General features: G+C 69.6%; 11 protein-coding genes. 5 read left to right on the top strand and 6 right to left on the bottom strand.

Features of this window, described 5'->3' with window-relative positions; translation table 11 throughout:
- Nucleotides 1-36: 36 nt before the first annotated feature.
- The 3 genes from ACQP2Y_RS46580 to ACQP2Y_RS46570 all read right to left on the bottom strand — a co-directional run bounded on the left by ACQP2Y_RS46580 (nt 37) and on the right by ACQP2Y_RS46570 (nt 4,472).
- Nucleotides 37-1,578, bottom strand: a complete 1,542-nt coding sequence (locus tag ACQP2Y_RS46580) for a protein kinase family protein (protein WP_433723349.1) — start codon at nt 1,576-1,578, stop codon at nt 37-39.
- 176 nt (nt 1,579-1,754) lie between these two features.
- On the bottom strand, nt 1,755-3,521 hold the full coding sequence (gene murJ, locus ACQP2Y_RS46575; protein ID WP_433723347.1) for a murein biosynthesis integral membrane protein MurJ: 1,767 nt from the start codon (nt 3,519-3,521) through the stop codon (nt 1,755-1,757).
- A gap of 51 nt (nt 3,522-3,572) precedes the next feature.
- Nucleotides 3,573-4,472 carry a hypothetical protein gene (locus tag ACQP2Y_RS46570; RefSeq protein ID WP_433723345.1) on the bottom strand — a complete coding sequence of 300 codons (900 nt, stop codon included), beginning with the start codon at nt 4,470-4,472 and terminating at the stop codon, nt 3,573-3,575.
- An 82-nt stretch (nt 4,473-4,554) separates the two neighbouring features.
- On the opposite strand from ACQP2Y_RS46570, the gene ACQP2Y_RS46565 reads away from it, so the two are divergent.
- Nucleotides 4,555-5,985, top strand: a complete 1,431-nt coding sequence (locus ACQP2Y_RS46565; RefSeq protein WP_433723343.1) for a CCA tRNA nucleotidyltransferase — start codon at nt 4,555-4,557, stop codon at nt 5,983-5,985.
- Nucleotides 5,986-6,014: 29 nt separating this feature from the next.
- Entirely contained in the window at nt 6,015-6,473 is a 459-nt protein-coding gene (locus ACQP2Y_RS46560; protein WP_433723341.1) for a methylated-DNA--[protein]-cysteine S-methyltransferase, read from the top strand.
- A gap of 11 nt (nt 6,474-6,484) precedes the next feature.
- Here the strand turns inward: ACQP2Y_RS46560 and ACQP2Y_RS46555 are convergent, their stop codons facing one another.
- The 3 genes from ACQP2Y_RS46555 to ACQP2Y_RS46545 form a co-directional block, all read right to left on the bottom strand.
- Entirely contained in the window at nt 6,485-7,084 is a 600-nt protein-coding gene (locus ACQP2Y_RS46555; RefSeq protein WP_433723339.1) for a hypothetical protein, read from the bottom strand.
- Nucleotides 7,085-7,169: 85 nt separating this feature from the next.
- On the bottom strand, nt 7,170-8,249 hold the full coding sequence (locus ACQP2Y_RS46550) for an inositol-3-phosphate synthase (protein ID WP_360547126.1): 1,080 nt from the start codon (nt 8,247-8,249) through the stop codon (nt 7,170-7,172).
- Between the two features lie 20 nt (nt 8,250-8,269).
- Nucleotides 8,270-8,902: a PadR family transcriptional regulator gene (locus ACQP2Y_RS46545; protein ID WP_433732397.1), complete on the bottom strand. Its 633-nt coding sequence runs from the start codon at nt 8,900-8,902 to the stop codon at nt 8,270-8,272.
- A 164-nt stretch (nt 8,903-9,066) separates the two neighbouring features.
- On the opposite strand from ACQP2Y_RS46545, the gene ACQP2Y_RS46540 reads away from it, so the two are divergent.
- The 3 genes from ACQP2Y_RS46540 (at nt 9,067) to ACQP2Y_RS46530 (ending at nt 14,210) form a co-directional block, all read left to right on the top strand.
- Nucleotides 9,067-9,534, top strand: coding sequence for a DUF5318 domain-containing protein (locus tag ACQP2Y_RS46540; RefSeq protein WP_360546636.1), 468 nt, complete (start codon nt 9,067-9,069; stop codon nt 9,532-9,534).
- Nucleotides 9,535-10,089: 555 nt separating this feature from the next.
- Nucleotides 10,090-12,564 carry a transglycosylase domain-containing protein gene (locus tag ACQP2Y_RS46535; RefSeq protein ID WP_433723337.1) on the top strand — a complete coding sequence of 825 codons (2,475 nt, stop codon included), beginning with the start codon at nt 10,090-10,092 and terminating at the stop codon, nt 12,562-12,564.
- 128 nt (nt 12,565-12,692) lie between these two features.
- Nucleotides 12,693-14,210 (top strand): glycosyltransferase family 87 protein, encoded by a 1,518-nt coding sequence (locus ACQP2Y_RS46530; RefSeq protein WP_433723335.1) that lies wholly within the window; start codon nt 12,693-12,695, stop codon nt 14,208-14,210.

The following is a 14,210-nucleotide window of genomic DNA, read 5'->3' as shown; positions in this document are numbered from 1 at the left end:
ATCTAGTCGAGGAGGGCGACAGGGTGCGTCACCCTGTCAGTTGCCGTAGACCTCGACCTTGCTGATCTCGGCGCGGTACTTGCCGTCGCTGTCCCGCGGCAGCTCGGTGATGAAGACCAGGATGTACTGGTACTTCTGGTTCTCGTCGAAGAGCGGGAACACCGCGTTGTTGCCGTCGGTCTTGGCCGTGTCGCCGTCGCCCAGCTTCTTGTAGTCCTTGACGATCTTCGCGTCGCCCTCGGAGCTGTTGCCCGGGTCGCTGGTACCGGTCCGGATGTCCATCGCGATGCCGGGCGACGAGGTCTCGACGCGGACCTCGCTGACCGTGCGGGGCGTGCCCAGGTTGATCAGCAGGCCCATGCCGGGCTTGTTGTAGAACTTGGCCTGCAGGAAGCCCGAGGTCTTCCAGACAGTGTCCTTGTCGTCGTCGACGGTGTAGGCGGCCTCACCCTCGTCGGTGCGGTCACCTTCCGGCGGGTCGACGATGCGGACCATGTCGGGGGTGAGGGCGATCTTCTTGGGTGCGGCCGCCGGGACCTCGTTGTCGGTGTTGCCCGTGCCCGTGTTGCCGCCCGCGGGATCCTGCGGCGCGGTGTTGGCCTGGGTGGTCGACGGGGTGTCGTCGCCCGACTTGCTGATCGCCTGGATGCCGAAGACCAACCCGATCACGGCGATGACGACCAGCGCACCGATACCGATGACGATCTTGCGGGTGCTGCGGACCGGCTCGGCCGAGGTGCCCTGGGTGAAGCGCAGCGGGCCGACGTCCTCGTACTCGTCGTCGGCGGAGTCCAGCCGGGCCAGCTCGGCGGTGAGCGCGTCGGCCTCGGGGGACGCGACCCGCTTGTCGAGCAGGTCCATGGTCAGGTCGTCGAGATAGGCCGGGACGCCGGCGCGGATCTGCCGGGGCGGGATGACCGCGCCGTTGCTGTCGCGCATCGCGTCGGGCAGCGCCGAACCCCTGATCTCGGCGTGCGGCCAGTGACCGGTCAGCGAGAAGTAGAGGATGCCGCCGACCGAGCGCACGTCCGTCTCGGTGCTGTCGGCGGAGTCGGCCCGCGCGTCGGCGAGCACGATCCGGCCGTCGTCACCGATCAGCGTGGTGCCGGGGTGCACGTTGCCGTGGACCATGCCGGTGGCGTGGACGGCGGCCAGCGCGTCGGCGATGGAGTGCGCGATCGCCGTGGCGCGGGCCGGATCCAGCGGGCCCTCCTGCGCGACGAGCTCGCGCAGCGCCTCGCCGTCGACCCATTCGCGCACCACGTAGGCCCGGGAGCCCTCGTCGATCGCGTCGTAGACGCCGACCAGGTTGGGGTGGATGACGCGGCTCGCGTCGACCGCTGCCTGCAGCATCTCGGTCGCGGAGTCGCCGCCGGGATACCGCAGCACGACGGCTACGGGGCGCCGGAGGATCACGTCTATGCCGCGCCAGACCTGCCGGCCCGCGCTGTCGTTGTTGACGTGTTCCTCGAGCTGGTACCGCTCGGCCAGGATCTCACCGACGGTGGGTGCACCGAAGGTCATGACCGGTCCGGCCTCATCGGCCGCGGTCTCGTGGCCTTCGCCGACCTGGGTCACCCGTCCTCCCTCGGTGGGTCCGCACGTGTCGACCACGACCTTACCCGCCCCGAGCCAGTGACCTACACGTCATCCCCCGCCGCGGCACTCGTCCGACACCGCCCGCCAGGACCGTTTCCGCCGCTCGGGGACCGAAAATTACCTGATCAGAGATTTATCCACAGGTTTTCCACACGCTAGCGCCCGAGTTTGCGCCGCACCATGCCGACGACCTGGTTGATCTCCCGCACCCGCAGCAGCGCCGCGGTGGCCAGGTAGACGATCATGATCACACCGCCGGCCGCGAAGACCTGAAGTGCCGCTGTCAATCGCCCGGGCGTGTCACCGCCGGGCAGCAGGTGCACGACGAGCAGGCCCGCCGCGCCCGCGACGACGGCCGCCACGAGCACCTTCAGCAGGGACTTGGCCACCGAGCCGAGGTTGAGCCGGCCGATCCGGCGGCGCAGGACGGCCAGCGAGATAACCGCGGACAGCAGATAGGACAGGGCGTTCGCGGCGGTCATGCCGGCGGCCGCGAGCGACTCCGACAGCATCTCGGCGAGCACGAAATAGCCGGCGATCCGCAGCAGGACGACGGGCACGTTGATCAGTGCCACCGTCTTGTTGCCCTGCAGTGAATAGAAGGCATAAGTACACAGGTAACTGACAGAGAGCGGGATCACAGCGAAGGCCGCCACCACCAGCACCGTGCCCGTGGCGAACGCGTCCTCATAGGTGAAGGCGCCACCCTGGAACAGCGTCACCGCAATGGGCACACCGAGCACGCCGTACGCGACAGCGATCGGGGCCAGGGCGGTGACCGTCAGGCGGATGCCGCGGCTGAGGTCGGCGCTGACGTCGGCGAAGCGGCCCTCGGCCGCCGCGGCGCTCATCTTGGGCAGTAGCGCGGTCATCACCGAAACGCCGATGATGCCGTGCGCCATCATCGTCAGCAGGTAGACGTTGTTGAAGGCGAGCACGCTGGCGTTGTTCTTGCCCGAGACGCCGTTCAGGACGCGGACCACGACGAAGACGGCGAGCTGGTTGGCGCCGACGTAACAGAGCATCCAGCCGGCCAGCCGGCCCACCTCGCCGAGGCCCAGCGAGCGCGGCGCCCACCGCCACTTCCAGGCGAAGCCCACCTTGCGCAGGGCCGGTAGCAGACCGGCGGCCTGGGCGACCATGCCGAGCAGCGTGCCGCCGGCGATCAGCAGGATCCGCCCCGGCGTCATGTCCTCGGGCCGGAAGCCGTTGGTGGTGCCGAAGACCACGATGAACACGCCGCACGTGGCGATCACGACGAGGTTGTTGAGGATGGGCGCCCACATCGGCGCGGCGAAGTGCCCGCGGACGTTGAGCACCGCGCTGATCATCGCGGACAGACCGGTGAAGAAGATGATCGGCAGGATCAGCCACGCGAACGCGGTCACCAGATCCTGATACTGCTCCGTCGTGTTATCGCCGGACTGGATCGCCGTGATCCATGGCGCAGCCGCCACCACCAGCGCCGTCGCGAGACCGAGGGTCACGACCGCGAAGGTCAGCAGCCGCTGGGTGAACAGCAGCCCGCCGTCCGGGTCGGCCTTGCGCCGCCGGACCAGCAACGGGATCAGCACGCTGGACAGGATGCCGCCGAGCAGCAGCTCGTAGATCTGCCCCGGCAGGAACTGGGCGCTGGTGTACGCGTCACCGATGCCGGCGCCCAGCGTCATGCCGATCAGCATGTTGCGGACGAAACCGATGATCCGGCTGACCAGGCTGCCGGCCGCCATGATGGCGCTGTTGCCGGCCGTGCTGCCGCCCTCGGTGCCGCCGCCGGTGGGCGGGACGTCCTCCGGCGGCAACGCCTCGTCACCGGCCGCGGTCGGGGCCGAGCCGTCGACGGAGATCAGGATCGCGCCGTCGGACGACTGCGGGTCACCGTCGCTCGCCGCGTGCGCGCTCCGGTACAGGCCGCCGTTCACCAAGACCTCCCCAGGGGTACTGACACACCGTCACCCTAGCCAGGCGGTGCCTCACACGTGACGGCGCAGCAGGCTGCCGGGCAGCGCACCGGCCAGCGTCTCCACCATCCAGCACGCCTCGATGGGCACGAGCGGCTCGCTCAGGGCGTCGAGCACGGTGGGGTGATCACAGCCCGCCTCGGTGAGCACCCCCAGTAGATCGTTGACCGGGCGCAGGTCGCCGGTGTCCGCGATGTGCCGCGCCAGCGGCCGGACCTCCGCGTACCACTGCTCCTCGGGCAGCCGGGACAGGCGCTGGGCTGCCTGCCGTACCAGCTCGGCCAGGCCCTCGGCCGGGAAGCGCGAGCCGCCGCGGACCTCGAGCCGCGACTGGGCCGGGGCGGTGTAGGCCGCGACGGCGGCCTCGTCGATCACCCGGGGTGAGGGCGCGGGCGGCTGCGGCCACCAGGCGTCGGCCGCGAAGAGCGGCAGCGGCGCCTGCTCCGGACCGGCAGGCGCGGCCGGCGGCACCTCCCGGCGCAGTGACCGGTACGCCGCCTCGCGCACCGCCGCGGCCGCACTCTCGTCGTCGTCGGCGGTGAGCAGCGCGAACGGCGACAACAGGGCCACGACCAGCCCCGGATGCGGCAGCGTCGGATCCTCCAGGGCGATCACCCGGGCGCACAGCTCCAGCTCGTGCCAGCGCAGCGCCGCCGGGTACGGCCGGCCCGGCGCGGCCCAGCCGAGCTGCACGGGCTCGCTGCTCGCGGGCTCGCGCAGGCCGAGGGTCTGCTCGCCGGTGACCAGGTCGAGGTCGAGCACGAGGCCGTAGCCGCCGGTGACCGGGAGGCTGACGCGCAGCTCGACCGGGTCGGGATCGGGTAAAGCACCGTCGTGCACCAGCAGGAAGGACCAGAACCGCGGGTCCTCACTGAGGCGACGCAGCGCCGCGGAAACGGGCACGCCGTCCATCCTGCCCGCTGCCCCCGACGACTGCCACGAAGCCCTGCCCACCGCCCTTGAGCTGAGGCCGGGACGCTACCCTGGTCGTCCCATGTCTGAGTTGAGCCGAGCCCAGCGCAACGCCGTCACGGAGTTGCTGCGCGTCTCCCCCGTCGCCGATGAGCTGGGACGCCGTTTCGGCGCCGCCGGCCATGAGTTGCACCTGGTCGGCGGTTCGGTGCGGGACGCGCTGCTCGGCCGGCTCGGCGACGACCTCGACTTCTGCACCGACGCCCGGCCCGAGCAGACGCTCGCCCTGGTCAAGGGCTGGGCGGACGCCATCTGGGAGACGGGCCGCGAGTTCGGCACGATCGGCATCCAGAAGGACGGCCTGCGGCTCGAGATCACCACGTACCGGGCCGAGGCGTACGACGGAGTGACCCGCAACCCGGTGGTGGAGTACGGCGACAACCTGCTCGACGACCTGCGCCGGCGCGACTTCACGATCAACGCGATGGCGGTCAGCCTGCCGGGTCACGTCTTCACCGACCCGTACGGCGGGCTCGAGGACCTGGCCGCCGGGCTGATCCGGACGCCGGCCGCGCCCGCGTCGTCGTTCACCGATGATCCACTTCGGATGCTGCGCGCGGCCCGGTTCGCCGCCAAGCTGCGCTTCGCCGTGGACAAGCCGGTGGTCGAGGCCATGACGGAGATGGCCGCCGACCTCGACCGGATCACCGCCGAGCGGATCCGCGACGAGTTCACCAAGCTGCTCTGCGGGCTCGACCCGATCGCCGGGCTGCGGCTGCTGGTCGACACCGGCCTGGCCGACCGGTTCATCCCGGAGATCTCCGGGCTCAAGCTGGAGATCGACGAGCACGCCCAGCACAAGGACGTCTACGAGCACACGCTGATCGTGGTCACCAACGCCATCCGGCTCGAGGGTGACGCCGGGCCGGACTTCGTGCTGCGGATGGCGGCGCTGATGCACGACGTCGGCAAGCCGGCCACCAAGGCGGTCGGCCGCGACGGGCGAGTCAGCTTCCACCACCACGAGGTGGTCGGCGCGCGGCTCACCAAGCAGCGGATGAAGGCCATGAAGTACCCCAAGGACGTCACGTCCCAGGTGGTCGAGCTGGTCGCGCTGCACCTGCGCTTCTACGGGTACGGCCGCGGCGAGTGGACCGACTCGGCGGTGCGGCGCTACGTCACCGACGCCGGCGAGCTGCTGCCGCGGCTGCACAAGCTGACGCGTTCCGACTGCACCACCCGCAACAAGCGCAAGGCGTCGGCGCTGTCCGCCGACTACGACGCGCTCGAGGAGCGGATCGCCCGGATCGCGGCCGAGGAGGACCTGGCCCGGGTCCGGCCCGACCTGGACGGCAACGCGATCATGGAGCTGCTGGGCGTGCCGCCGGGACCGATCGTCGGCCAGGCCTGGCGTTTCCTCAAGGAGCTGCGCCTGGACCGCGGACCGCTGGACCGCGACGAGGCCGAGGCGGAGCTGCGCCGCTGGGCCCGCGAGCAGGGCCACACCTCCTGACTGTCGTACCCGCGCGGCACAATCGGGTCATGCAGCTGCTCGTGGACTCCCCCATCGGACCGCTGGGCGTCCGGCTCGACGGTGACGTCGTGGTCGGCGTGCGGTTCGGCGCGACCTCCGGCGAGGCGGCCGAGCATCCGGCCGTCGAGCAGCTCAAGGCCTACTTCGCCGGCGCGCTGACGGATTTCACGGTGCCGGTCGAGCTGCGCGGCGGATCCGATTTCGAGCGCGCTGTGTGGGGGCAGATCGCCGCGATTCCGTACGGCGAGATGCTGACTTACGGGGCGATCGCGACGGCATTGGGTGATCCGGGTGCGGCCCGTGCGGTGGGGACGGCTTGCAATCACAACCCGGTGCCGGTGATCGTGCCGTGCCATCGGGTGGTCGGAGCGGGCGGCAAGCTGACCGGGTTCGGCGGCGGGCTGCCCCGCAAGCGGCAGCTGCTGGAGCTGGAGGCGCGGGTCGCCCTGGAACGCGCCTGGGGCTGAGGTCGTCGGGGTCAGGGGTGGCAGGTGCCGTCGGGGTCGGGTGGGCCGATGCTCAGGTCCGGTCGTTCTCCGGCGAGGCTGCCGTGCACGCAGGCGGTGCCGGTCGCGGCTGCGAATTCCGGTCCTGGCCCGATCACCACGCCGGTCAAGCCCTCGCGGGTGAGAAGCGTCCGCAGGGTTTGCTCGTCGAGCTGGCCGGGGGCGTGCATCAGGAGGTTGAGCTGTGGCGACAGGTTCCGGGCGCAGGTCTCGGCCTGGGCTGCCGCCGCGGGCGGCAGCGGGCCACGCCGGGGCAGCGGCGGGTTGGCTGCCTCCAGCGCGCGGCGGGCCCGTTCGGCGGCGTCGGCCTCCGCGCTGGTCATCGGCCGCGGCGATGCTGAGCCCACCCGCTTCGGCTGAGCCGGCTGGATCCGCCGGCCGTCGCAGCCCACTCCGGGTGTGCCCGGGACTGGTGGCGGCACCACCTGCGGCGGGGCGGGTGCCGCGCTGGCCCACAGAGTTACCGTCTCGGACTTTGCTGTGGGCGTACCGGATGGGGTGTTGCCCGGGCCGGCGCAGGCCGTCAGAGACCCGGCGAGGGCGAGCACGACGGCGGCCGTGGTGAGTCGCACATCGATGAGCTTAGCGATGACGTGCTGAAGATCACATGAAGAAGGCCGGACCGCATCGCGGTCCGGCCTTTCCTCTGGCGCTGGATCAGCGCTCGATGTCGCCCTTGATGAACGCCTCGACCGCGTCCTTCGCGTCGTGGTCGTTGTACTGCACCGGCGGGGACTTCATGAAGTAGGAGCTCGCCGAGAGGATCGGGCCACCGATGCCGCGGTCCTTGGCGATCTTGGCCGCCCGGACCGCGTCGATGATGACGCCGGCCGAGTTCGGCGAGTCCCACACCTCGAGCTTGAGCTCCGCGTTCAGCGGGGTGTCGCCGAAGCTGCGGCCCTCGAGCCGGATGTAGGCCCACTTGCGGTCGTCGAGCCACGGCACGTGGTCCGACGGGCCGATGTGCACGTCGCTCTTGACCATCTCGTGCGGGATCTGGGAGGTCACCGACTGGGTCTTGGAGATCTTCTTCGACACCAGGCGCTTGCGCTCCAGCATGTTCATGAAGTCCATGTTGCCGCCGAAGTTGAGCTGGTACGTGCGCAGCAGCTCGACCCCGCGGTCCTCGAACAGCTTGGCCAGCGCGCGGTGCACGATCGTGGCACCGACCTGGCTCTTGATGTCGTCGCCGACGATCGGCAGGCCGGCGTCGGTGAACTTCTGCGCCCACGCCGGGTCGGAGGCGATGAAGACCGGCAGGGCGTTGACGAACGCGCAACCGGCGTCGATCGCGGCCTGCGCGTAGAACTTGTCGGCCTCCTCGGAACCCACCGGGAGGTAGGAGACGACGACGTCGACCTCGGCGTCGCGCAGGGCCTTGACGACGTCGACCGGCTCGGCCGACGACTCCTCGACCATCTCGCGGTAGTACGTGCCCAGACCGTCGAAGGTCGGTCCACGCTGGACGGTCACGCCGGTGGGCGCGACGTCGGCCAGCGTGATCGTGTTGTTCTCGCTGGCGACGATCGCCTCGGCCAGGTCCATGCCGACCTTCTTGGCGTCCACATCGAACGCCGCGACGAACTTCACGTCGGACACGTGGTAGTCGCCGAAGGTCACGTGCATGAGACCCGGGACGCGGTCGTTGGGGTCGGCTTCGCGGTAGTACTCCACGCCCTGTACGAGGGACGAGGCGCAGTTACCCACACCGACGATGGCGACGCGGACGGAGCCCATCGCGTTTGCCTCCTTGTTCATCACGGCCGGTCCTGAAGCGGACTCGGGTCTTCGAGGGGTGTCTCCCCGGCTGGGGACGTGCCTTGTTTGAGGTTTGTCGCTGTTGCCGGTGATTTGCCGGAGCGCTCGTTGGTGATGAGCTCCTCCAGCCAGCGGACCTCGCGCTCGCAGGCGTCCAGTCCGTGGCGCTGTAGTTCGAGGGTGTAGGCGTCGAGGCGGTCGGACGCGCGGGCGAGAACCTCACGCAGCCCTTCCCGGCGTTCCTCGATCCGGCGGCGGCGGCCCTCGAGGATCCGCAGCCGCGTCGCCCGGTCGGTCCGGGAGAAGAAGGCGAAATGCACGCCGAACCCGGCATCGTCGTACGTCTCCGGGCCCGCCTGGGCGAGCAGCTCGGCGAAGCGTTCCTTGCCTTCGGCGGTGATTTTGTAGACAACCCGGCCGCGCTTGCTGGTGAGCGGGGGAATGATCTCGGTGTCGGCCGCCTCGGCCTCACCGATCCAGCCGGCGGTCTGCAGCCGCTTCAGAGTCGGGTACAGCGTGCCGTAGCTGATCGCCGCGCGGATGGTGCCCAGCTTGGTGGCGAGCTCCTTGCGCAGCTCGTAGCCGTGCATCGGGGATTCCTGGAGCAGTCCGAGGATCGCGAGTTCCAACAAGACGCCCACCCCCTTCACTGCTTGCCACGATGTATCGGCCCGATACATCGTCACCGTAGATCGGGATGCGGCCCACCGCAAGGCCGGTCATACGTGCGCAGTCGCCGCGCCACGCTGTGTGATGACTGTCGCCGTACGGGTGCGGACCGCGTACTCTCTTCGCCATGCGTACGCAGCGGCAGGTGGTCGACTACTCGCTTCAGAAGCGAGCGCTGCTGCGTGACGTGCACAACGGCAAGGTGGGGACGCTGGAAGTCTGCGACGCGTCGCCGTACCTGAAAAACGCAGCTAGGTTCCATGGCGAGCCGACCGACGACCGTTGTCCGGTCTGCCGTCGCGACAACCTCACCCTGGTGCATTACATCTACGGCGATGAACTCAAGCAGTCCGCCGGGCAGGCCCGCAAGCTCGCGGAGCTCCCGGTTCTGGCGATGACGCTGCGTGAGTTCCAGGTTTTCGTGGTCGAGGTGTGCCAGTCCTGCGCGTGGAACCATCTGATCGAGCAGTATCTGCTCGGCCGGGACGCGCTGACCTCCGACGAACTGGACCAGGGCGGGGCCGTCGCCTCGTCCGCCTCGGGCCGCCACCGCGAGACAGGGTCGTCGTCACATCGCCGGGAGGGCCGACAGTGAGCGGCCTCAACGTCGCTAACGTGGACACGACCCCGACCGATACGGGCATCCAGCGCCGCAGTCGGTCATTCTTGACATCCGACAGGGCGGCTGCAGACCCGCAGCCCAGAATCGTCCGCCCGTGGCATCGCCACCGAAGCCCCTCCAGGGCTTCTCTGGCGCGCCACCGCGACCGGTAGGTGTGACCGAATGAACTCGTACGGCGACCAGCAGTCTGCGCGTGCCCGGGCCCGAGTGCCCGGGCCGTCCGCTGCATCCACGCCTGACGACGACCAGTCCGGCTACGACGAACGGCCCTCGCCCGACGCCTACCGGCGTCCGGCCGGCGGTCGGGCGAGCGTCGGCGGCTCCGCGCCGCGTGGCGCCGCCTCCGTCGGTGCGGCCGCGGTCGGTGGCCGGGCCTCCGTCGGTGGTGCGGGCCGAGCGTCGGTCGGGGCAGGCACAGGACCCGTGGGTTCCGCCCGCGTCGGCGGGCGGGCCTCCGTGGGTGGCCCCCCGGATGCCGCACCGGGCTATGGCAGCCGCGGCGCTGTCGCGCGCGCGGCCGTGCGGCCGGTGTCCCCGGGCGTCGGCGGGCCGGGTGGCCCCGGCGATCCGGACGGTGCCGGGCCCGACAAGCGGGGCAGCGCCGGCAAGATCCTCACCAAGGCCTCCAAGCGCCGCCGGCGGACCAACATCCTGACCGCGGCCGCGGCGGTGCTGGTCATCCTGCTCGGCGCCGGTGTGGTCGGCGGCACCTACTTCTTCGACAACGTCGACTTCAAGGAGCCGACCGCCGAGGCCCAGACCACCCAGTTGCTCACGAGCAACAACAAGGTGCTCGCCTCGCTTGGTCAGTTCAACCGGTCGATCGTGCCCGACGGCAGCATCAATCCGCTGGTCAAGCTCGCGGTGGTGGCGGCCGAGGACAAGGGCTTCTACAAGCACAACGGCATCGACATGAAGGGCATCGCCCGCGCCGCGTGGAACAACTTCACCGGCGGCGACACCCAGGGTGCCTCGACGATCACCCAGCAGTACGCGAAGTACGCCACGAAGCGTAAAGAGATCACGTACAACGTCAAGCTCCGTGAGGCGGTCATCGCCCGCAAGATGGAGGACGAGTACACCAAGGACGAGATCCTCGGTCGCTACCTCAACTCCGTGTACTTCGGGCGCGGCGCGTACGGCGTCGAGGCGGCCGCGAAGGCGTACTTCAACAAGTCCGTCCTGACCCCGATCGGCCAGAAGAACGCGATCACGGCCGGCGAGGCCGCGATCCTCGCCGCGGTGATCAAGCAGCCTGAGCCGACGGCCACGCACAAGGGCTACGACCCGCAGAAGAACATGCCCGACGCCCTGGACCGCTGGCGCTACACGGTAGGCAACATGGCCGAGCTGGCCCTGCCGGCCGGGCTGCCGGTGGCCGGCGTGCCCGCTGGCATCAACCCGCCGACCGAGTACCCGAAGACCTGGAAGACGTGGGACCCGGACAAGTGCACCACCACCTGCGGTAACAACAAGCCGAGCGCCAAGATCGTCAAGTACGTGAAGCGCGAGCTGCGCGACATGGGCATCAGCGACGCCGAGCTCAACCAGGGTGGTCTGCAGATCCGCACCACGATCGATTCCGAGGTGCAGGAGCAGGCCGAGAAGGCGGCGAACGCCCAGAGCAAGAAGTCGCCGCTGAACGGGATGTCCTCCACCTACAAGTCGGCCCTGGTCGCCATCAACCCGGAGAACGGCCGGGTGCTCGCCTACTACGGCGGCCCGGACGCGGCGAGCTGGGACTACGCCGGCCCGAACTACACCGATGACGGCAAGACGTTCATCGGTGGCGGCCGGCCGCCGGGCTCGACGTTCAAGATCTACACGCTGATCGCCGCGCTGAGCGACGGCTACGGCATGGACACGATCTGGGACTCCACGCTGAAGAAGGTCAACGGCGGCGGCAAGATCAGCAACTCCGGCCGTGAGGGCGGAAACCTCAAGTGCCCGAACCCGAAGGCCTGCACGCTCGAGGTGTCCACCGAGCAGTCGTACAACTTCACCTTCTACTGGCTCGCCGACAAGCTGGGCCCGGAGAAGGTCATCGAGATGGCCCACAAGGCCGGCATCCAGCTGATCGGTGACCCGGAGACCACGGCGCGCTACGACCTCAACAAGCTGAGCCAGGCCGAGCTGAAGGAGAAGGGCTACGGCCGCGAGGTCGGCTTCGGCCAGTACGCGATCACCGCGCTGGACCACGCCAGCGGCGTCGCCACGATCGCCAACGACGGCGTCTACAACAAGGCCCACTTCGTCCGCTCGGTGTCGCAGCGCGACCCGAAGACGGGCAAGTTCGTCGCGGTCAAGAACACCGGCGAGAAGCTCGACCCGCAGAAGGCGTTCACCCCCGACGTCGCCGCCGCGGTGCAGAACGTCATGCAGAAGATCCCCGGGATCAACGGCATCAGCCTGGACAACGGCCGCAAGGCCATCGGCAAGACCGGCACCTGGGAGTTCACCGGCAAGGGCGGCAAGGCCGGCGACAACGGTGACGCCTGGATGGTCGGCGGCACCAAGGAGATCGCGGCCTCCGTGTGGGTCGGCCGCGAGAAGGTGAACAAGAAGACCAAGCAGATGGACCTGCTGCCGATCTACAAACCCGGCGGCAAGCCCATGAACGGCGGCTCGGTCCCCGGCCAGATCTGGAAGATGTTCCTGGACTCCGCCTCGAAGGCGATCAAGGCCGAGAACAAGCCGTTCCTGCCGAACTCGACCGCGTTCGTCGACCCGAACAAGAAGGGCAACGGCGTAGAGCCGCCCCCGCCGCCCCCGCCGGCTGACAATCCGCAGAACCCGCTGTGCGGGATCTTCCAACAGTGTGACGACAACAACGGCAATGGGAACGGCAACGGGAACGGCAACGGGAACGGCAACGGCAACGGGAACGCCGGCCCCGGCAACGGCACACCCGGCATCACCTTGCCCGGAGCGCCGAACGGAGACACCGGTAATACCGACGGCGGTGGCGGGCAAACCGACGAGAACACCGACGACGGCAACTGACGTCCGCAACACCCGAAGTGGCGCCCTCTCCGCGGAGTTGGGTGCCACTTCGCTTTTGTGACGTTGTGGCCGGACTGTGCCGTAGGGCGTCTCCTGCCCGTCCGGCGCATGCGGCATGATGCCAAAGCATGAGCGCGCCATCGTCTGAGGAGACCGACCGGCCTGACCTGCCCGCCGAATCGGACGGATTCGTCCGAGGGCTGTCCCAGGCCATCGGCGGACCGCTCGGCGAACACGCCGTACGCCCGGAAGCCCGCCGGGGCCGGTTCTGGACCGTGCCGCGGATCGTCCTCGGGCTGCTCTGCCTGACGCTGGCGCTGAGCTGGGTGCAGAAGTCCCCCTGTCAGGACGGCGACTGGCAGAAGAACGTCCAGTACACCCGGTTCTGCTACACCGACGTGCTGGCGCTGTACTACGCCGAGGGGCTCAACGAGGGCAAGGTCCCGTACAAGGACCACCCGGTGGAGTATCCGGTGGTCACCGGTTACTTCATGGGCGCCCTCGGCCTGCCGGTGCACGCCCTCGGCGAGAAGTACCCGCAGATCAACCAGGGCAAGTGGTTCTACAACGTCAACGCGCTGGTGCTGTCGGCGCTGGCCGTCGCCTCCGTGGCGATGATCCTGGCGCTGCGCCGCCGCCGGCCCTGGGACGCGGCGATCTTCGCGCTCTCCCCGATCGTGCTGGTCACCGCGACGGTCAACTGGGACTTCCTCGCCATCGGCCTGGCTGTGTTCGGCCTGTACGCCTGGGCCCGGCGCTGGCCGGTGGCCGCCGGCCTGCTGCTCGGTCTCGGCGGCGCCGCCAAGCTGTGGCCGTTGTTCATCCTCGGACCACTGTTCGTGCTGGCCGTGCGGGCCAAACGCATGCCGCAGTTCTGGACGGCGACCGCCACAGCCGTGGCCGCCTGGTTGATCGTCAACATCCCGGTCGCCGTGCTCTACCGCGACAGCTGGATGCGCTTCTTCGACCTGAACCGGGAACGGCCCGTCGACTGGGGCACGTCCTGGTACATCGGTCGCTACCTGGACACCAAGTGGAACACCGGGGTCGCCGGCGACCAGGGCCCGTTCCAGTGGCTCAGCGACCACGTACCTGTGCTCAACAACGTCTCGTACGGGCTGACCGGGCTCGCCTGCCTCGGCGTCGCCGCGCTGTGCCTGCTGGCCCCGCGCAAGCCCCGGCTGGCTCAGCTCGCGTTCCTGGTGGTGGCCGCGTTCCTGATCTTCAGCAAGGTCTGGTCCCAGCAGTACGTGCTCTGGCTGCTGCCGCTGATCGTGCTGGCCCGGCCCCGCTGGGGAGCGATCATCGCGTGGACGGTGGCGGAGATCGGCTACTTCGCGGCGTTCTACGCGGAACTGCTCGGCGCGGGCGGCAAGCCGGTCATCCCGGAGGGCACGTTCGTGCTGGCCTCGAGCCTGCGGCTGATCACGGTGGCGATCCTGTGCGGGCTGGTGATCCGCGAGATCTGGCGGCCGGAACTGGACGTGGTCCGGCACAACTACCGGGACGACCCCGACGGCGGCGTGCTCGACGGCGCGCCCGACGCGGGCTGGATCGAGCCGCTGCGCCGGCGGTTGCGGGTGACGCCACGACCGGCCGTCGACGACAGCGCGCCGGTCGCGCCGCCGCCGACCCCGGTGGCCTGA

Source organism: Actinoplanes sp. CA-051413, assembly GCF_050955795.1.
GTDB lineage: Bacteria > Actinomycetota > Actinomycetes > Mycobacteriales > Micromonosporaceae > Actinoplanes.
The sequence above is the reverse complement of the archived record's forward strand: the minus strand, read 5'-3'. Positions and strand labels throughout refer to the sequence as shown.

Bases quoted from the DNA above. Each gene is read 5' to 3' on its own strand.
- ACQP2Y_RS46570 (WP_433723345.1), bottom strand. From the start codon at position 4,472: ATGGACGGCGTGCCCGTTTCCGCGGCGCTGCGTCGCCTCAGTGAGGAC.
- ACQP2Y_RS46565 (WP_433723343.1), top strand. From the start codon at position 4,555: ATGTCTGAGTTGAGCCGAGCCCAGCGCAACGCCGTCACGGAGTTGCTG.
- ACQP2Y_RS46560 (WP_433723341.1), top strand. From the start codon at position 6,015: ATGCAGCTGCTCGTGGACTCCCCCATCGGACCGCTGGGCGTCCGGCTC.
- ACQP2Y_RS46550 (WP_360547126.1), bottom strand. From the start codon at position 8,249: ATGGGCTCCGTCCGCGTCGCCATCGTCGGTGTGGGTAACTGCGCCTCG.
- ACQP2Y_RS46540 (WP_360546636.1), top strand. From the start codon at position 9,067: ATGCGTACGCAGCGGCAGGTGGTCGACTACTCGCTTCAGAAGCGAGCG.
- ACQP2Y_RS46530 (WP_433723335.1), top strand. From the start codon at position 12,693: ATGAGCGCGCCATCGTCTGAGGAGACCGACCGGCCTGACCTGCCCGCC.